The following is an 18,793-nucleotide window of genomic DNA, read 5'->3' on the forward strand; positions in this document are numbered from 1 at the left end:
ATGTCATTAAGAAAATATGTATTTGACAACATATGTTTTTAAATAAATATGTATTTAATGACATAATAAAATTTATGAAGTGGCAAATTATATTTCAAGATGATTTCAATGATGAATTTGATGAACTAAACGAAATAGTTCAGAACGAGTGCTTAGCCCATTTAAAGGTATTAGAAAAATTTGGACCGGAGCTGGGTCGCCCTCATGTGGACACTTTAAAGGGCTCTAAGCATGCTAATATGAAAGAACTTCGATTTAAGGCAGATCAGGGTGTATGGAGGCTTGCTTTTGATCCAATGCGTAGAGCTATCTTGCTTATTGCTGGAGATAAGTCAGGAGGAAGCGAAAAAAGATTTTATAAAGAGTTAATTGAAAAGGCAGATCAACGGTTTGATAAACATTTATCAAATTTAAAAGAGTGAGGTAAATTATGGCTAAATCACTTGATGATAAATTAAAATCTCTTCCTAAGAAGAGAAGAAATGATATTGAAAAGCGAGCTAACCAGTTAATCGCTGAAGAAATGACGTTGCGTGATTTACGTTTAGCGCTCTCTAAAACTCAGGAAGATTTAGGCGCTATCTTACATATGAAGCAAGATGGCGTTTCTCGATTAGAAAAACGCTCAGATATGTTAATTTCGACATTGAACAAATATATTTCAGCGGCGGGGGGCTCATTAAAACTAATCGCTGAGTTTCCTGATAGAGCGCCTGTAGAAATACACGGCATTACAGAACTTAGGAACCACTAAAGTTAATATGCCAGTTATAGATAATAAGATCTGAGTAAGATCAACTTATCTATCTAATTCTGACTAAAGTAGGTTCTTACAATAATATTATAATAATAGGATGTCATTAAGAAAATATGTATTTGACAACATATGTTTTTAATGACATAATGAAATTTATGAAATGGCAAATTTTATTTCAAGATGATTTCAATAATGAATTTGATGAACTAAACGAAATAGTTCAGAACGAGTGCTTAGCCCATTTAAAGGTATTAGAAAAATTTGGACCGGAGCTGGGTCGCCCTCATGTGGACACTTTAAAGGGCTCTAAGCATGCTAATATGAAAGAACTTCGATTTAAGGCAGATCAGGGTGTATGGAGGCTAGCCTTTGCTTTTGATCCAATGCGTAAAGCTATCTTGCTTATTGCTGGAGATAAGTCCGGGGGAAGTGAAAAAAGATTTTATAAAGAGTTAATTAAAAAGGCAGACCAACGATTTGATAAGCATTTATCAAATTTAAAAAAGTGAGGTGAATTATGGCTAAATCACTTGATGATAAATTAAAATCTCTTCCTAAGAAGAGAAGAAATGATATTGAAAAGCGAGCTAATCAGTTAATCGCTGAAGAAATGACGTTGCGCGATTTACGTTTAGCGCTGGCCAAAACTCAGGAAGATTTAGGCGCTATCTTACATATGAAACAAGATGGCGTTTCTCGATTAGAAAAACGCTCAGATATGTTAATTTCAACATTGAACAAATATATTTCAGCGATGGGGGGCTCATTAAAACTAATCGCTGAGTTTCCTGATAGAGCGCCTGTAGAAATACACGGCATTACAGAACTTAGGAACCACTAAAGTTAATATGCCAGTTATAGATAATAAAAATAGTAATAATGGTATCAAACATTTTCTGATACCTATTAAGTTTGCCTTTTCTTATAAAGGAATAAAGCAGCTATTTAGAGAACTACCAGATTTATTACTATTAGGTTTTATTTTTGCATTAATCTGGGGATTATTAATTACTTTTAGTATTTGATCACTTACAAGAATGTATCTTGCATTAGCTTGTTGAGTTCACCCTAATAAATTTTGTGCNTTGCTTTTGATCCAATGCGTAAAGCTATCTTGCTTATTGCTGGAGATAAGTCCGGGGGAAGTGAAAAAAGATTTTATAAAGAGTTAATTAAAAAGGCAGACCAACGATTTGATAAGCATTTATCAAATTTAAAAAAGTGAGGTGAATTATGGCTAAATCACTTGATGATAAATTAAAATCTCTTCCTAAGAAGAGAAGAAATGATATTGAAAAGCGAGCTAATCAGTTAATCGCTGAAGAAATGACGTTGCGCGATTTACGTTTAGCGCTGGCCAAAACTCAGGAAGATTTAGGCGCTATCTTACATATGAAACAAGATGGCGTTTCTCGATTAGAAAAACGCTCAGATATGTTAATTTCGACATTGAACAAATATATTTCAGCGGCGGGGGGCTCATTAAAACTAATCGCTGAGTTTCCTGATAGAGCGCCCGTAGAAATACATGGTATTACAGAACTTAGGGCCCATTAAAGGTAAATATGCCAGCAGAAAATAGAAAAGGTTAAATTTATGAATGATAAAAATAATGGTATCAAACATTTTCTGATACCTATTAAGGTTGCCTTGTCTTATAAAGGAATAAAGCAGCCATTTAAAGAGCTACCAGATTTGTTACTATTAGGTTTTATTCTTGCATTAATCTGGGGATTATTAATTACTTTTAGTATTTGATCGCTTCTCAAAGTCAAACGTTAGGTCTGGTTAGCACACTTATCAGACTTATAAAAAACTACTTGTTAAATGTGGATTCAATTTGCAAGTGCAATTTACCGTTAAGAAAGAATAAAACTATTAATTTCTGTAATTTCCTGAGCAGTTTTTTCCGATAATCCATCCTTTAACCGAGGAGATTTTAATACTAGCTCTTTAAATCCGAGTGCGTTATGCAGAACCCAATGAAAAATACCTGATTTGTATGGCTCATTGATTGAAAATATAATGCAACTAGTTTTTAGGTGGGGTTTCAGCACGCATAATAACTTGCTCTTACTACCTAGTAACTAATTTAACTCTTTGAGCTCAATGTAAAACTCAGGTGCTTGTATATAATCCGTATATCTACGAAAGCTTGTATTGCGCCATCCTAGATTAATAGAATTTTTATTCATTCGGCATAAGCCATCTGGTGTTGGAATATGAATATAAGTAATCTTTATTCCGTCTAACACGGGCTTATATTTTCTAGTTATTTAGGGAGAATTAGTTTCCCGTCATAGATTAGGTGTAAGGGGCCTCGAACAATGAGCTAAGGCAAATCCATATGGTTCATAAATTATTTGCTTATGAGTTTTTTAACTTCCGTAATTATAACTGCATAATAGTTTAGGCCTTATAGCTCATAGGCAAATATCGTGGTCATCTGTCATTATTTAGCCATCTCTGAGTTTGTTCCTTCCAGGCTTTATAACATTCTTCACCACAAAAATGCCTAACATAATCATCACCTTCAAAGGAATTAGCTGCTGATTTTGGAACAAGCTTAAGACAAGTAAAACAGCTTTCTTTTTCCCCGTGGTTTTCCTTAGAATTAAATTTTTCTAGGGAAATTAATAAGGGTAACGCTTTTCTGTCTTGTTCAGTGTGTGCCTTGAGCGGCTCCTTATGATGCCCTAACGCTAACCCTCCGATAATAGCTTGTCCTTCAGGGATTGCTATTTGCTCTTTGGTGAAGGCTTCATCCAGTGTAACCCAGCAACAGCCAATACTAAGTGCACATGCTGCTAACCACATGTTTTGCATGGCAGCTGCACCACTGTAAAGATGCTGGTTATGTTGTTTTAACCAATTATCTATATCAATTTTTGTACCCACTGTGACAATAATTAAAAGTTGTGCTTGTGAAAGAAATGAAGCATGTTGGGCTTTTTCAGCCAATAGTTTTAAGTTGTCTTTGTTTTTTATTAGCGTAAAATGCCAGGGCTGCGAATTTAAAGGGCTAGGCGCATATTGGCCAGCTTTAAGAATGGTTTCAATATCTTCTTTACTGAGCGCCTTATCCGAATATTGTCTTACGGCACGTCTTTGCATGATTAGCTCAAATATATCCATTAAAACCTTCTTCTTTAATTGCCTTATAATTTAATTTATATGCAATATAGACTGTTTTTACAACACTTAAACATTGTTTTTTCTACTAAAAAAAGGAATCACTGTATATTTTTGTTGAGGGAACGCCTGCGAGAAACACGTTTGTTTTTAATTTACTTGTAATTTCTTTCGGCCCACAAATATAAACGTGGATATTTTTGAGATTAGTCAAAGTATGCTGCGTTTTATCAAGAACATTAGCTTCTAGATAGCGTCCACTGGTTTTCAGCACACAGGGTATATATACAAAATTTGGGTACCACGATGCTAATGTTTCTAATTCCTCGGCGTAATAAATATCATCGTCCTGACAGCCACCATGAATTAAAGTAATCTTGCCATTATGTTGCTCACTTAAAGCACTTTTAGCGATAGCTAATAAAGGCGCAAGCCCGGTCCCTGTTCCGACTAAAAGTATATCAAATGCTACCTTGTCAGGATTAATATAGTAGCACGTTCCAAAGGGGCCTCGAATCTGGACTATAGTATCAACGGCTGCTTTTTTCTGAAACCATCGACTCATCTCACCATCATCCTTAAGTTTGATATGAATTTCGATATAACCTTCGTTAGCTGGCATATTGGCAATGGAATAACTGCGAGATAGACCATGAGGATTTATGAGGTTTAAATATTGTCCAGGTATCCAATCTTGTAGATTTTCTGCTAATAGCCTTACTCGAATAACATTATAAGTTAGCTTAGTAATTTCCGTGATGAGAGCTTGTTGGTCGCACTCTGCAACAGCGGGAGCCTTCAGGTAAAGGTCAGTCGTAGGCTTTGCCTGACAAGCAAGGAAATATCCCTTGGTTTTCAATGTATCAGGTAGCCCCTCTTGCCAGGTTGGCTCTATTTTATTGTCTGTTGCTTTCACTAAACACGCTTGGCAAATACCAGAGCGGCAAGAGTGAGGGTAACTAATATTATATCTCAACAAACAATCTAATACCGATTCGTTTTCCATGGAGGAAAGCCTTTGGTTATTATAATGAAGTTCTGGCATAGTCTTACCTATCTAATACATCATTACGTACGCTATTAGCGATGGAGGCTACTTTTTGAATATCTTCCTCGTTAGCACCTATTTCTCGTAAGGTTTCCCCTAGGTGTTCAATAACGATTTCAATATGTGAATCATTTAACCCTCGTTTAATTAAGTGGCGATGACCTTCCCGCATGTCTTTTCCTTCATAGCGATTGGGTCCACCAAAAACCATGGTTAAAAAACCTTTTTGTTTAATGATTTGTTTTTCGATATCCACATCATCAAAAAAATGTCTTACTCTATCGTCTGTTAACATTTTGCGATAGAAGATATCAACACTGGTATTAACGGCATTTTGCCCACCTAATCGCTCAAATAATGTTTCAGACATGATATACTCCATAAAGATATATTTTAAATGCATCTTATAAAAAGAAAGTATTAAAGTCAATTAACAATTAGGAATTGATTATGCAGCTTACACAGTTTACAGATTACTCATTACGGGCATTAATTTATATCGCCCTTAGAAAAGAGTCATGCACAATTAAAGACATTACTGAGACTTATGGTATTTCAAATAATCACATGATTAAAATCATCCATAATCTATCCAAGCTTGGATTGATTAAAACTACTCGCGGCAAGAATGGAGGTATTTTAATGGCAACCCAACCTGAAACAATTAATCTAGGACAATTGATTAGCCAATTGGAACCTCATTTTGATTTAGTACCATGTTTTAATAAACTCAAGGCTAACTGCTGTATTGCACCCGTATGTAAATTAAAGGGCATATTACACGAAGCTCAAGCTACCTTTATGGGTATTTTAAAACGATACACGCTGGCTGATGTTCTGTATAACAAAAGTGAATTGTCTGTTTTATTGAGCGTCAAATGATAAATTAAAAAAATTAAAGCACAAGAATTTGAATGCATTTAAAATAAAAGGACAACTAGTTTCCAACAATAGACAACTCATTAAAGGATTTTTGCGCAAGTAAGGGACTAGACAAACTTATGATTGGCTTTCCTAATTCATTTTTACTTATGAAGATTACTTACCGATTCTTCATATTAGAGGATAGATAATCCTCTATCTTAATAAACATGATAAAGCTCCTCTTTTTGTGGTAGAAAAGTAAAGAAATTTGGAAAAGGGTAGGGTACTGATCAAATAAGACAAACCAGAAATTGATAGCCATTTTTCTATGTTAATTTTGAAGTTCAGCTCATTCGTCGTGCATTTAGAAATTGCAAGGTGAGCGTTTAGATGACTAGATTAAAATGTGCTGGCTTAAGAGCCGAAGGCAGATTTAAATCATGAATGGGAATGATTTTATGCCATGATGCGGAAGGGATAAATAATTGATAATGCTCACGATTGATTCGATTGGGTAACAATTCTTGGCCCTGACCATCCAAGAAAACGAAATCAATTTCTCCTTCTGCCAAAGAAAACAAGCCCCAAGTTCCCTCTTGAGTACTGTGTTTATCTAGGAAAGATTTCAATTTCCCATGGCTGTTGATTTCTATTTTTTTATAGCACACTAGCTTATTATATTTTGCTACTATGATGTACCTTACAATTCTTTATTATTAATAATCTGCAATTATTTTTTAGTTGGTTTTATTATCTATTTTCTGATTCAAGTTTAGTTAAAAGAGTACGATCCTTTGCAAGTTTGTCAGCTAATTGATGATTTACATCGCGATGCTGAGCCTCATCCTCACGAACAACTAAAAGTACATCACGTAAGCGTGCATCTGAAGCAAGTCCCCAATAATTTTTAGCAATTTCAGGTGCGGGACTATTTTCAATGTGCCCTTTATCTAATTCTTCTAAATAATGGGTATAACTAACGACAGCTTCTTCCTCAAGGTAGCCCACAAAACGATGAGCAGTTTTTGATGAAACAACATACATAAAGAGGTATAAAACCACAAAAATAGCTTGTGCTGTAAAAATAATAAATCGTTCAAACCAATTAGGTTTGGCAATATACATAAAGGTAATTAGATGCATCCTTTCATTTTCTGCCTCATCCAATAACGTTTTAATCCAGCCCTCATCGTTCTTAATTTTTCTGAGACAACGTAAATGGAGTAAAGCTGCTCCTACCATACCCGGTACCGCAGCGACTGTTTCAAGTACAATGGCGCGGTTACCATAGCGTTTCTGAAAAAAGGTATCAGCAAAAAATCGAAAAAATTTTACTAGAGCAAAAGCAATTTTATCACTGGCAGTTTTAGCAGGTCTGTGAATTACTGGCATATTAGGCCCCTGTATACGAAATACAGAGGTATTATATTAAAGATGTATTTTAAATACAACTTTATTTAAATGTATATTTAATTTTCTTTTTAGGCTGTAAATAAAGGCTGTCATCTAAAGAAGTTTCTTCGATTATATTTAAAAAGGAATAAAGAATTTTAGTCAAGGAATGATGCGCTGTTTAATCATAAAAATGGTACAGTTTATTTAGACGCTGTTACAGAGCGAAAAACTTGAGCAAATTGTTCTATCAACTATTAAAGACATTGAATCAATCAATAGGTACACAAGCTTAGATCATTTAGTGATTCTTCAGATATTTACAAAGGCTATCAATGACAAGACAAGCTGTACGTATTGGACCGAAATTCTAATAAACAAAGAGTAAGAAGGTTATATTTTAACTAAAATCTACAAGAATTTATTCTAAGACATTAGTCAGAGGCTTACAAAAGTGGCGTTAGCTAGAGGTCCTCACTAAGCACTGAAATTTAGCTAGACCTCGGTTAGAAAGTCCTGTCACTGTAAAGTATACGTGGAATAAATTAAATTTAAGATAAATTAAGATGAAAATTGAATTGGATTTGCTATAAATAAAATTTGATTAGGTCTGATTATCGCAGTAATCAGACTTAACGCCAAAGTTGGAATCAGTACTAGAGGTTATATCTCCTCCTCTCCTATAAAATATTAGCCTACTATTAAATTGGAGCTTAATTATATCCTTTAAAAATCAGGTAATTTTTATATCCAATTCTGGGAGCACTTCTAGATTAATACACGAATATAAATTTCCATTGCTTATTTGCTGGGTGGTAAAATTAATAAAAAAATTTCTCATCTCGCCTTCAAGTTGAAATCCTAGTTTTTTTGCAAGTGCATTACTTTTTTGATTATAGGTGGCTATTTTTATTTGAATACGCTTGGCACCATATAAAATAAAACATGCTCTTGTTAAAGCATTAACAGCTTCGCTCATATAGCCATGACCTGTTTCTCTAGTATCTAGCCAATAAGCAATTTCAAAATGAGGCACAAACCAATTAATTTCAAAAAGCCATATTGTGCCTAGAAATTTATAGTCTTCTCTTGAAAATATAGAAAAATACATCTCAGGAGGATTTTCCATTTCATTAACTTGCATGGATTCTTCAATAAATATTTGAATATCATTAGTCGATTTATCTGCTTTGGCCCAACTCCAGTGAGGAGCAAGCTCTTTAAGAGAAGCCTGCTCAGCTTCAAAATAAGGAATAGCATCTATTAATTGCATTGGCCGAATAACGAACCTGGGTGTGTTTATTTCTGAAAAGATTTTCATCTTATTTAAGCCTTTTAAGCTTCAGTAAAAAGTTATCATATCTTGTTAAATGATATCCTGAAATGATGAACTTAGGGACATGTCTGGGTGAGATAGCAAACTTTAATTTTGCATTGCAACTTATCAATATGTCATGATTGATAAACAACATAACTGATTGCATCAGCGCCTATGCTGGTATTGATTCAAAGATAGATCCAATAATTGCAATTCTTAGGAGGAATTTAGAATTTCTTTTATAAAGAGTAACATAAAATGAAAGCTTTTCTTGTGGCAGGTATCTATTTATTTAGAGTGCATGGTAATGAAATTTAATATCTATATTAAAGTTTTGACTGCGTTCTTTATAATTTTTTTAATTTTTGGTTTGGTATTTTTTAACTATTTAAAGTCAGTGGAGACAGAAATAGTTATTAATGCAGGGAAAACAATGTCACAAGGACTTTTAATTAGTTTAGAAAATGAATTAATTAATAACCCAAAATCCAACTGGGATGCGATAATAAAGAAAAAGACAGATAATATTGTTCATCTTATATCAATCAATAGTCTAAAGCTTACCTCGACGCAAAATAACCAATTAAATAATGGCGAGATAATTTTTCTATCCGGTAACACCTATCAATTTCTCAACGAGGTCATTGTAGAACATACAGCATATAAAAAAGTTGGTAATTTCCCATACGTATTAGTTTATTATTTTTCAGATCCAAGCCAATTTATTTTTCATTATATGAGCCCTGCTTTAAACCAAATAGTTAATTATTTGTTATTGAAGCCAAATAATACTTGGAATGAAGAAACATTAAAGCTAGAAAAAATATATGGCTTCCCAATTCATGTTTATGATGCCAAGAGTAAAAGCTTGCCAGCTCATATCATTTATTCTTTATCAACAAAGCCTCTAATATTTGAAACAAATAAAAATTCGTCACAAATTGTTACCCTCTATCATAGTTTTAGTGATGGAATACTCAAAATTGGTCCACTCAGCTATCTTCCAGTTATGGCGAGAATCAGTGATGTTATGTATTATTTTATATTGGCTTTCTTTTTCTTATCCCTTTGTCTTATTGCATTTTTTTCACTACTTTTTGTGAGGAATATGAAAAAGGTATATCAGATAACGCAGAATTTTAGTCAAGGGAATTTTGTCTTTAATCAGAAAATAAGCACTACCTCTGTTTTGTATGGACTTTATATAAACATCATTCATATGGGTAAGCGATTAAAAGAGCTGATTGAATCACATAAACAAATGTGCCGATTTGTTGCACATGAAATTAGAACGCCTCTGTCAACCATACAAATGGCAACGGATAGTATCAAAAGAAAAAACGCTAAAGATATATTACTCAATAATCAAGTGAATAGCATACAAGAAGATATTGCAGACATAAATCATATTGTCAGCACTTTTTTGATTTACTCAAAAATGCATTCAAGCGAATTAAAATTAAAAAAGTCCAAGATAGATATAGTATTTTGGTTACGAAAATTACTAGAGCCCTATTATTCATCACTATTTGAAATTAGATTTCATACAAATGAGTTAAATTCCTTGCCAGCATACATAGACGAAAATATTCTAAAACATGCTGTCACTAATTTAATAACAAATGCTATGAAATTTGCAGTGCGCTATATTTCTTTAGCCATTTCGCTGGATAATGGCCATATTTTAATTCATGTAGATGATGATGGCTCAGGTTTGCCGGAAGATAGTGCAGATGACATTTTTTCTGAATATGCAATTGCTGAAGAAGCCGACGTTGAAGGTAAACATATTGGGTTAGGATTAGCTATTGTTAAGAAAGTTGTTCATCTCCATGAAGGAAAAATCATGGCTACACAATCGCCAATATTAAAAGGTGCTAGATTCACAATAGTACTTCCACGATATCCTTATGAGTAGCAACCAACCCTAAGAATTACATTTTCCTTTCAGGACACACCTTATGACTCTAAAGGTTTGGAAATATATCTTTAACTTCAGCATCTTTTGAAGTGGGTGCCTCTTTTTTCAGCTCAATCAGTGAGTCCATAACCGCTGCTAGCTTGATTTTTGCATCAACAAAACGTTTAGGGATACATTCATCTTCACTATCAATTACTTCTCCAGTTTTAAGGCCTCTTTCAAGAGCCATAGTAACTGTACTAAGCTCTGATTCAAATGCCAACAATAGTTCATTATTGCTCTTTGCAGATTGCAAGACGCCATGCAATTTTTCCACTACATCTTCTGGAATATAAAGAGTGCCCTCACTACATCTGCTATATTCACGCTTTTCAATAGGTAATGATAGTAACTCATCAGCCTTGTGTTGACTCATCTGAAATAGTTGCTTAACGGCTTGCTTTAGTTCTAAAGGGGTTATTGATGAATTGCCATGTTTCAAAGATGCCAGAAGTTTATCACTAGCACTCACCCTTCTATCTTTACTATGTTCTTGTGCTGTCTCGATAGGGGTCTGCCCTTTCTTGTTTTGCACTGCAAGACTAGCACCACACTCTAATAACTTTTTAATGAGATGTAGCGGCTCTTTCCTATAATTATAAAAATTCTGTACCGCATAGTGCAAAGCTGTCATGCCTTTTTTATCAGTGCTATTAATATTGGCACCATGTTTTAGTAGTAAATCAATGACACTATCATTGCTTGGGCCTCCGATAAGGACTTTCCCACAACTTACAATTGCTAGCTGTAATAAGGCTTTATTAGCTAAAATTGATTCTAGCAAGTCTTCATGGCCTTTAAATATAGTTGGTTCTTTTAACCCTAAGAGAATTTCTAGTACGTCTCTATCCGTCAATTGTTCTATGGGGTTTGCTCGATGTAAAATATCGCGGACACGTATTAAATAATTTTCTTGTTCTTGTCCTAAAATTTGCTCTTCCTTTTCAAGAAACTTTGAAATATTCTCTTCTTGAAGTCGCAATTTTGAAAAAACCTTCATTTTTTTTAAATCTTGAATCGTTAAAATATCTCGACTTAAAGCTATTTTCGCTATTAGTTCCTCATGGTCTTTCCCTAATACTGCACGTGCATAATCTATGGTATTAACTTTTAATTCTTTAGCCGTTTTTGTTGAAGCAAATAAAGTTTTTCGAAAGGCAACTTGATATTGACCATGATAGAAAATAACATGGTTTCCAGCCTTCCAAATATTTCCTCCCATTGATGTGATAGGCGCTTCTGGCGTAAGTGAGCGAAAGCCAGTCTGAGCATCTTGAGCGTCCCATGGGCCAGTCCCACCAAACGTGATTTCTGGATGATTCACAGATACCCTTTCTAAGAACGTTTTTTCCTGTTGGTTGGCTGCAGCATCAAGCTGACTGTCTGTATTGCAGCCTTCTAAGGTTACAAAAACTTCGCCCTGATGTTTGGGTAACGCTTGTTTAAAGGAGAATAATAATTTATCAAAATTTTCCTCATATAAATGCTCACTTGGGCCATGGCAATTACCCAAACCATAATAGCCACCATTGGCATGCCCCATAATAAATAATTTTGGGTTTTTTTCGAATATAGTTGTATTGTCTGATCCCTTTGGTAAGTCTGCTTTGAGTGCATCCAAGTTATTATAGATTTTGGGGGATTTATCACACTCATCGAAAAAATAATACCTCAAATCGGAACCTTCTAAATAAACACCAATCGGCACAAATTGCATAAACCGTTGTCTTAGGTGAGGGTTTACTACCACACCTCTTTGCATTTCAGGCACCGGACGATCTGGATCTGGTTTATATATTAAGATTTGTATTGCGGCATCTTTCATAGCTCAACTCGATAATATTACTTTATAGGTTGATCTTATCAAAAATACCTAACTCAGATGTATATAAATTGTACATTTGTTATCATTATAAAATAATAATTTTGTTGAGGGATTTACTTATTGATTTGTGATATTACATGAAGCTCTCATAACAGTGCTTATAAAAAGCATCAAGATCTAGACAAAAGAGTTTTTTAAAATTGAGGCTTTTTTGTAAGTCCTGCATAAAATTGCTGGCCGTGGCCTATGTCTATTTCCAAGCATCAGATACAAATATATATCCTTTTTTATGGATTGTTTTTATACGGTAAGGATCTTTACTATTATCATTTAATGCTTTTCTCAGCCGTGATATTTTTAAATCGATACTCCTGTCGACCCCATCATATTCATGTCCAGACAGAGCATACATAATGCTATCTCTACTAAGTAATCTATCATGATTCTTAACCAGTAAAGCAAGAACTTCAAAATCACTGGTACTTATTGAAATTTCCTCACCAAAGAGATAAACATTCTTAGTACTAAAATTAATAGAGAAATTACCAAATTGAAATTGATTTTGATTATTAATTAAATTAGGCCGACGTAACAAAGCTGCTATTCTTGCTTTTAAAACCTCGTTTGCAACAGGTTTAGTTAGGTAGTCATCAGCTCCTAAGTTTAAAGAGGATACTTCACTTTCAATATCATTAACTGCAGTCAACATAAGTATTTTCCCCAAATAGTCCTCTCTAATGGTGTGACATATTTGATCGCCATTCATCCCGGGGAGCATTATATCTAATATGACTAGGCTAGGTTGCTCACGAATAATGCGATAGACAGCTCTATCACCACGTTTTTCAATAGATACCTCGTAACCAGCTTCTTCTAGGCTTTCTTTGAAGTAATTTGCTAGCTTAACGTTATCTTCTACAAGCAATATTGATCTATCTTTCATTCGCTCTGCCTAAGCCTCTGTAAAATAAGAAAAACATCGAAACAAATTAATTTGAAATGCTGTTTCAGTTAAGTGTTACATACCTATAACGATATAAGCAAACACACAGTATTTATGTACATTTTATATACAATTGGCTTTTTTTAACTCGGTATAATAAAAGCTAAGTTAATCTTTTTTGAATTAAATCATTATGAACTTGAACTGGAGTATTCTCATGAAAAAAGCTAAAGAAATACGTCAGCCTATTTCGGAATCTATTACGGCAGGCGAGCCAAAAATCTCTTCTATAGCATTTGCTTTACAACAATTTAAAAAAGAAGAAGAAAAAAAAGCGCTTGCTGAAGAAACTGCAAAAACGCGCTGTCCAGTATGTTTTAAAGAAATCGCACCTAAGCGCCTTTGTTCTGGACATGGAGGTGGTAGCAGTAGAGGTGATAGTACTATCACTGATAAGAAATCTGAAGAAAAAGTAAGTTCTTATCAAGATAACGCTCTATCTAAACTACGCAAGGTAGTTGAGACTGAGAATGAATTGGGGAGCAAATTTGATTTAGAGTCATTAGAGGAAAAATTTTTTAATCCGGAAATAATTGAATCGTTGATTGCACAAGGACGATTGCTGATTGACAGTGATCGCGCATCAATGACGCTTACTGTTAAATTACTTTGTGAGCCTAATTCATTAACTGGAGAACAAAAGAAAGAATTAAAAAAATTTATTGAGGCAATTTTAAAAGATTTCAATAAGTTTAAAGAGGAAAATCATCTTACTAATGACCATGTACACATTACTCAAGATGAAAGTAATATACTCTCTCTTCGAATTAGCGCGCCAACATTAATCCTATATGATGCATTTACCCAGCGGTTAGCAAATAGTTTAGTGCCAATAGCACAAGAAAAAGCTACCAGTGATCAAGGGCTTGCTCATCATTCACCTTCAATGGAATCTAAATCTTTCCCTTCTACAACAAGGGAGAAAATTGAAAACAATAATAAAAAACAAGAAATATTTAATCCATCACCTTTCAAAACTCAACCATGGTAATAACCAATATTCAAAAGAACGATGTAAGATGTAAAAGGTACTGTCTTGAAATAGCTGTTTCAAGACAGCTATTATATCCACAATCTTTCTCTACGCTCGTTCCGACATAATACACTTCAATAAGTTTTATCTCAGTAGTCCCTCAAAAGCACGAGTTGGCTTTTACTTCATAAAATGACAATAACGGCTATTCTTTATTATGTGTTTTTGGGACATTCCCTTTCTGGGAAGGTGAGGTCAATAGCATTTGATATTGGTCACCTAGCGAAATTTCAGTATTTATTAGCGAATAACTTATCTTCCAGAACATCCAAAGGAATTTCTTCAAACGGATATGGGGAAAGAGATCTAATTTGTATAATAGCTTCTCTTATTTCTTGTGGAAGGATTTCATTTGGCGCATCTTCTCCTGGCCAAGATTTATCACGAGTTTCCTTATCTGGCCAGCATGAATAAGCTAGAAAATCGCCATTATAAGCTTTATGTAAGCGAGACCCTATTGCTCCCCTCTTCTCAATGAAGTAAGTAGCAATAACTTTCCATAATTTTTTATATTCTTCTTCATTCTCAGGCGGTATATAGCCTCGATAAATAACGGCAAACATAATTTATAACCAAGAAAATAAAAACATCTTTATTGTAAAGAATTACAGCAGTGTAGTCTAATCTTCTATAGCCCATCTCTTGTGTTTTTGGGACACTTTTAAAAAATACTCTTTATCCCCAATGGGGTTGACAATTAGCCCCAACGGGGTTATTATTAGTTAATGAACGATATTAATAAATTAATAACCGTTGTTGAAACAGCTGAGTTTATTAAACAGGCAAGCAAGTTTATGTCTGATGAGACTAGACGTGAGTTTATAGACTATATTGCAGCTAGCCCATGCTCAGGCGATTTAATAACTGGTACAGGTGGCGTTAGAAAAGTGAGATGGGCTAGCGATCCTGCCAAAGGTAAAAGCGGTGGCTCACGAGTAATTTATTTTTACCATAACGATAATATGCCACTTTTTTTGTTTACTGCTTATTCGAAAGCTACAAGAGAGAATATTTCTCAAAGCGAGCGAAATGCATTAAAAATGGTAGTAAAACAGCTGGTCGATATTTATAGGAGCGATAATAATGACTGATCTAGGTAAAAGTATACTTCAAGGAGCCGCTGAAGCCTTGGAATATGCCAAAGGTAATCAATCTAACGTCAGAACTCATGCTGTAAAAATTCCTGATGGAGTAAATGTTGTTGTAATTAGAGATAATCTACATATGACTAGACAAGAGTTTGCAGATACCTTTGGTTTTAGCATACGTACACTTGAAAAATGGGAACGTGGTGAGCGTCACCCAGAAGGTCCTGCCCGTGCATACTTAACAGTGATTGCCAAAGATCCCAAAGCTGTAATGAAAGCTCTCAATAGTTAATTTCTGCTATTATGTATTTTTGGGAAAGTTGCCAATATACTCATTTAATCAAATTTTGATTTTGAGATTGAACCAGTAACCACTGAAGACCATTATTTATATATGTAAAGTACATTTAACATAGTTAATGTATTACTATGAACATTAATATATCAATACAAATTATTAAATTATGTTCCCAAAACACCTCGGGCTAAGACATATTGCTTTAAGAGTAAACAATCTTAAACAATGTATTGATTTTTATCAAAGAATTATTGGTATGAAATTAGAGCTTCAAACCGAAAATTATGCTTATTTTACTTCAGGAAAAGATAATATCTCACTTCACGAAAAAGGTGCAATTAACTTTCATCCAGAACAAAGGCTAGAGCATTTCGGGTTTGCATGTGAGTCGCCAGAGCAAGTTGATCAGTGGTATGAACACTGTAAATCATACCATGTTGACCTCCAAAGCCCTCCAGAAACATTTGGTATAGGAACTAAATCTTTTAGTGTTTTTGATCCATCAGGTAACGAAATCGAGTTTATTTATCATTCTCCTATGGTGAGATAGCTCTGTCTATTTATATAAGATGTGTTTTTGGGACACCGACCTGCCCTTTTGAATTTATGCAAATTAACTATCAAAATAGTGTTCCAAAAATACTCCCAAAACTAATTGTCTCGAAACGAAATGATATTTAGGTTTGTGGGACAAAATTCATGCAAAGGATGCTAAATGAAATTCGGTTATACTCGCGTCTCAACAAATTATCAAAGCCTAGATATTCAGATCCAAAAACTTAAAGAAGCAGGATGTGATGAAATTTTTAGTGAAAAAGCTAGTGGCGCTAAAAATGATCGCCAAGAGTTAAATTGCTTACTCGAAAAATTACGTAAGGGAGATACTGTCGGTGTTGTACGCTTTGATAGACTAGGTAGGCGAATGATTAAGCATGCTGAAATGATACTAGATTTTAAAGAACGCGGTATTAACTTTGAGTCACTTGATAATAAAATTGATACTTCAACTCCAATAGGGATGTTAATGTTTAATATATGGGGTATCGACCCCATTTATGTCAAAATTTACTGTTTAAGGTGTTTAATACTATTAAAGTGTCAGGTTAGGGTTTAGAAGAATAAAGTCCTATGTTTATAAATTGAATTTTCCACCCTAAATTGGCATATAAAGTTATTCAGACATGAGGTCAGAATAGAGTACACTCTAGATTGACATTACAAGATTGATATAAGCTGAATAATTACATTAAGATACTTTTAGAGTTTAGACATTTTTAAAGTTTAAGAAATCACTTTGCCTACTATTGAGAATAACAAATTTTCTAGTTTTTTTATGAAAGTCGCCACACCATATCGGTGGTGGTTTCTAGCAATGAGTATGGTAGGTATTTATTCTTCTATACACAGCGTTATTCAACCTTATGTACTTAAGATTATCCTAGACCGTGTAACTACATCTGGAGCAACCTCCTTTGTCTCGAAGTGCCTACCACCCGCTTTATTACTAATTATTCTCGGTTTTCTAATCACTCTTGTATGGCGATTTTACAACTATGTAGTACTCAAATCATTACCAAGAATAAAAGCTGATATTGTAACTATTGCCACAGAGCACTTAAGAAACCAGTCATATGCATTTTTTCAAGATAGAATGAGTGGTGATATTAGCGCTAAAATTTCAGATTTAACCAATAATATCCAAAATGTTGTCAATTCGTGGTTCAATATCGCAAGACAAGCTTTAACTATCCTGTTATCAATTTTTATAGTTGGAACAGTTAGTTGGTACTTTAGCGCTATTTTTCTTGTTGTATCAGCTGTTTTTATTTATTTATCGTATTATTGTGCATCCAGCATTAGACCCTATGCAAAAGATTATGCAGAGGCAAAAACTAAATACTCTGGCGCCATCGTTGATTGCTTTAGCAATATTTTAAATGTGCTGCTATTTGCAAGAGAAAATTATGAAGCAAAATATTTAGCCCACAACACAAATCTGGCTTTAGAAAAAGAAACTAAAATGCAGGTTAAAAATATGCTCAATGCGTCCTTACTTGGTTTTTTTGCCTGGGTTTTACAAAGCACATCTATATTATTATTGGTTTATCTTGGTGCAAAAGGTCAAATTACAGCTGGTGATTTTGCTTTTATATTTATCTTATCCATAACGGTTATAGATCAAATTTGGTATTTAACTGAAAGTTTGTTAGTAATTGGGGAACAAGCAGGTGTTTGTCAGAACGCTCTTGACACCATTTTTACTCCTCACTTACAACCTTTAAGCTCGGTAGATAGTAAACTAAGAATTCGAGAGGGGAAAATTGAATTCAAGGATGTAAATTTTAACTATATTAAAGATAAAAAAACTATTACCGATTTTAATCTAACAATAAAAGGCGGCAATAAAATTGGGTTAGTTGGATTTAGTGGCGCAGGCAAAAGTACTATTGTACATCTTATAACCAAATTATATGATATCGATAAAGGTGATATCTTAATTGATGGTCAAAGTATTAAAGATTCTCATAGACAAAGCCTGCGAGAACATATTGCTTTCATACCCCAAGACCCCTCTTTATTTCATCGTTCTATCTTTGAAAATATTCAATATGGTTGCACAGAAGCCACTCATAACCAAATCATTAGTGCTGCCAAGCAAGCCTATGCTCATGATTTTATAAGTCAACTACCGCAAGGATACGAAACCTTTGTTGGTGAAAAAGGTGTTAAATTATCAGGTGGGCAAAGACAGAGAATAGCGATTGCTAGAGCCATTTTGAAAAATGCGCCCATTTTAATCTTAGATGAGGCTACTAGTTCGCTTGACTCCATTACAGAAGATCTTATCAAGCAGTCGCTAAACTCTGCAATGAAAAATAGAACCGTTATAGTCATTGCTCATAGGCTTTCAACTCTTCTGTCAATGGACACAATTGTGGTTATGGATCAAGGTAAAATCATAGAGCAAGGTAGCCACAGTGAGCTAATTTCTTTGAATGGTTTTTATAAAAATCTATGGGATGCGCAAAGTGGTCATAGCCTTATTTAAGATGCTTTGTTGCCATACATTCAAAA

Annotated in this window: 24 protein-coding genes; 15 read left to right on the forward strand and 9 right to left on the reverse strand. The window is 34.2% G+C overall.

Annotated features, from left to right (window positions below; all coding sequences use genetic code 11):
* The first annotated feature begins 74 nt into the window (after positions 1-74).
* The 7 genes from E1P04_RS14675 to E1P04_RS17720 all read left to right on the forward strand — a co-directional run bounded on the left by E1P04_RS14675 (position 75) and on the right by E1P04_RS17720 (position 2,515).
* Positions 75-422: a type II toxin-antitoxin system RelE/ParE family toxin gene (locus tag E1P04_RS14675; RefSeq protein ID WP_131783653.1), complete on the forward strand. Its 348-nt coding sequence runs from the start codon at positions 75-77 to the stop codon at positions 420-422.
* A gap of 8 nt (positions 423-430) precedes the next feature.
* Complete coding sequence (locus tag E1P04_RS14680) at positions 431-754, forward strand: transcriptional regulator (RefSeq protein ID WP_131783654.1); 324 nt, start codon at positions 431-433, stop codon at positions 752-754.
* Between the two features lie 158 nt (positions 755-912).
* Positions 913-1,266 carry a type II toxin-antitoxin system RelE/ParE family toxin gene (locus tag E1P04_RS14685; protein ID WP_115332986.1) on the forward strand — a complete coding sequence of 118 codons (354 nt, stop codon included), beginning with the start codon at positions 913-915 and terminating at the stop codon, positions 1,264-1,266.
* Between the two features lie 8 nt (positions 1,267-1,274).
* The gene (locus tag E1P04_RS14690) at positions 1,275-1,598 is read left to right on the forward strand and encodes a helix-turn-helix domain-containing protein (RefSeq protein WP_131783655.1); all 324 of its coding nucleotides are present in this window, start codon (positions 1,275-1,277) and stop codon (positions 1,596-1,598) included.
* A gap of 7 nt (positions 1,599-1,605) precedes the next feature.
* Positions 1,606-1,782 carry a hypothetical protein gene (locus E1P04_RS17915; RefSeq protein WP_207386039.1) on the forward strand — a complete coding sequence of 59 codons (177 nt, stop codon included), beginning with the start codon at positions 1,606-1,608 and terminating at the stop codon, positions 1,780-1,782.
* A 208-nt stretch (positions 1,783-1,990) separates the two neighbouring features.
* Positions 1,991-2,314, forward strand: a complete 324-nt coding sequence (locus E1P04_RS14700; RefSeq protein WP_131783657.1) for a transcriptional regulator — start codon at positions 1,991-1,993, stop codon at positions 2,312-2,314.
* Positions 2,315-2,353: 39 nt separating this feature from the next.
* Positions 2,354-2,515 (forward strand): hypothetical protein, encoded by a 162-nt coding sequence (locus E1P04_RS17720; RefSeq protein ID WP_165482803.1) that lies wholly within the window; start codon positions 2,354-2,356, stop codon positions 2,513-2,515.
* Between the two features lie 684 nt (positions 2,516-3,199).
* On the opposite strand, the gene E1P04_RS14705 is transcribed toward E1P04_RS17720, so the two are convergent.
* The 3 genes from E1P04_RS14705 to E1P04_RS14715 all read right to left on the reverse strand — a co-directional run bounded on the left by E1P04_RS14705 (position 3,200) and on the right by E1P04_RS14715 (position 5,307).
* Positions 3,200-3,892: a DUF3330 domain-containing protein gene (locus E1P04_RS14705; protein WP_131783658.1), complete on the reverse strand. Its 693-nt coding sequence runs from the start codon at positions 3,890-3,892 to the stop codon at positions 3,200-3,202.
* An 85-nt stretch (positions 3,893-3,977) separates the two neighbouring features.
* On the reverse strand, positions 3,978-4,934 hold the full coding sequence (locus tag E1P04_RS14710) for an FAD-binding oxidoreductase (RefSeq protein ID WP_131783659.1): 957 nt from the start codon (positions 4,932-4,934) through the stop codon (positions 3,978-3,980).
* 4 nt (positions 4,935-4,938) lie between these two features.
* A complete protein-coding gene (locus E1P04_RS14715; RefSeq protein WP_165482804.1) occupies positions 4,939-5,307 on the reverse strand; it encodes a group I truncated hemoglobin in 369 nt (122 codons plus the stop codon).
* Positions 5,308-5,387: 80 nt separating this feature from the next.
* Here E1P04_RS14715 and E1P04_RS14720 point away from each other — a divergent pair, with 80 nt between their 5' ends.
* Positions 5,388-5,819, forward strand: coding sequence for an Rrf2 family transcriptional regulator (locus E1P04_RS14720; RefSeq protein ID WP_131783661.1), 432 nt, complete (start codon positions 5,388-5,390; stop codon positions 5,817-5,819).
* A gap of 368 nt (positions 5,820-6,187) precedes the next feature.
* Here the strand turns inward: E1P04_RS14720 and E1P04_RS18125 are convergent, their stop codons facing one another.
* The 3 genes from E1P04_RS18125 to E1P04_RS14735 all read right to left on the reverse strand — a co-directional run bounded on the left by E1P04_RS18125 (position 6,188) and on the right by E1P04_RS14735 (position 8,514).
* The gene (locus E1P04_RS18125) at positions 6,188-6,430 is read right to left on the reverse strand and encodes a TehB-like domain-containing protein (protein ID WP_242604484.1); all 243 of its coding nucleotides are present in this window, start codon (positions 6,428-6,430) and stop codon (positions 6,188-6,190) included.
* 121 nt (positions 6,431-6,551) lie between these two features.
* A complete protein-coding gene (locus E1P04_RS14730) occupies positions 6,552-7,193 on the reverse strand; it encodes an alternative oxidase (RefSeq protein ID WP_131783662.1) in 642 nt (213 codons plus the stop codon).
* Between the two features lie 733 nt (positions 7,194-7,926).
* Complete coding sequence (locus E1P04_RS14735) at positions 7,927-8,514, reverse strand: GNAT family N-acetyltransferase (protein ID WP_131783663.1); 588 nt, start codon at positions 8,512-8,514, stop codon at positions 7,927-7,929.
* Between the two features lie 304 nt (positions 8,515-8,818).
* Here E1P04_RS14735 and E1P04_RS14740 point away from each other — a divergent pair, with 304 nt between their 5' ends.
* Positions 8,819-10,429 (forward strand): sensor histidine kinase, encoded by a 1,611-nt coding sequence (locus tag E1P04_RS14740; protein ID WP_131783664.1) that lies wholly within the window; start codon positions 8,819-8,821, stop codon positions 10,427-10,429.
* A 49-nt stretch (positions 10,430-10,478) separates the two neighbouring features.
* On the opposite strand, the gene E1P04_RS14745 is transcribed toward E1P04_RS14740, so the two are convergent.
* A complete protein-coding gene (locus E1P04_RS14745) occupies positions 10,479-12,296 on the reverse strand; it encodes an ankyrin repeat domain-containing protein (RefSeq protein WP_131783665.1) in 1,818 nt (605 codons plus the stop codon).
* A 250-nt stretch (positions 12,297-12,546) separates the two neighbouring features.
* Positions 12,547-13,239 carry a response regulator gene (locus E1P04_RS14750; RefSeq protein ID WP_131783666.1) on the reverse strand — a complete coding sequence of 231 codons (693 nt, stop codon included), beginning with the start codon at positions 13,237-13,239 and terminating at the stop codon, positions 12,547-12,549.
* 217 nt (positions 13,240-13,456) lie between these two features.
* On the opposite strand from E1P04_RS14750, the gene E1P04_RS14755 reads away from it, so the two are divergent.
* Entirely contained in the window at positions 13,457-14,290 is an 834-nt protein-coding gene (locus E1P04_RS14755; protein ID WP_131783667.1) for a hypothetical protein, read from the forward strand.
* Positions 14,291-14,562: 272 nt separating this feature from the next.
* Here the strand turns inward: E1P04_RS14755 and E1P04_RS14760 are convergent, their stop codons facing one another.
* Positions 14,563-14,895 (reverse strand): antibiotic biosynthesis monooxygenase family protein, encoded by a 333-nt coding sequence (locus E1P04_RS14760; RefSeq protein WP_131783668.1) that lies wholly within the window; start codon positions 14,893-14,895, stop codon positions 14,563-14,565.
* Positions 14,896-15,057: 162 nt separating this feature from the next.
* Here E1P04_RS14760 and E1P04_RS14765 point away from each other — a divergent pair, with 162 nt between their 5' ends.
* From E1P04_RS14765 to E1P04_RS14785, 5 genes are all read left to right on the forward strand, one after another.
* The gene (locus E1P04_RS14765; RefSeq protein ID WP_131783669.1) at positions 15,058-15,423 is read left to right on the forward strand and encodes a type II toxin-antitoxin system RelE/ParE family toxin; all 366 of its coding nucleotides are present in this window, start codon (positions 15,058-15,060) and stop codon (positions 15,421-15,423) included.
* On the forward strand, positions 15,416-15,712 hold the full coding sequence (locus E1P04_RS14770; RefSeq protein WP_131783670.1) for a helix-turn-helix domain-containing protein: 297 nt from the start codon (positions 15,416-15,418) through the stop codon (positions 15,710-15,712). The genes E1P04_RS14765 and E1P04_RS14770 overlap by 8 nt, the downstream gene beginning before the upstream one ends.
* Positions 15,713-15,884: 172 nt before the next feature.
* Entirely contained in the window at positions 15,885-16,268 is a 384-nt protein-coding gene (locus tag E1P04_RS14775; protein WP_131783671.1) for a VOC family protein, read from the forward strand.
* A 165-nt stretch (positions 16,269-16,433) separates the two neighbouring features.
* The gene (locus tag E1P04_RS14780; protein ID WP_131783672.1) at positions 16,434-16,832 is read left to right on the forward strand and encodes a recombinase family protein; all 399 of its coding nucleotides are present in this window, start codon (positions 16,434-16,436) and stop codon (positions 16,830-16,832) included.
* A gap of 180 nt (positions 16,833-17,012) precedes the next feature.
* Positions 17,013-18,767 carry an ABC transporter ATP-binding protein gene (locus E1P04_RS14785; protein WP_131783673.1) on the forward strand — a complete coding sequence of 585 codons (1,755 nt, stop codon included), beginning with the start codon at positions 17,013-17,015 and terminating at the stop codon, positions 18,765-18,767.
* Positions 18,768-18,793: the final 26 nt, after the last annotated feature.

Source organism: Legionella gresilensis (assembly GCF_900639865.1).
Classification (GTDB): domain Bacteria; phylum Pseudomonadota; class Gammaproteobacteria; order Legionellales; family Legionellaceae; genus Legionella_C; species Legionella_C gresilensis.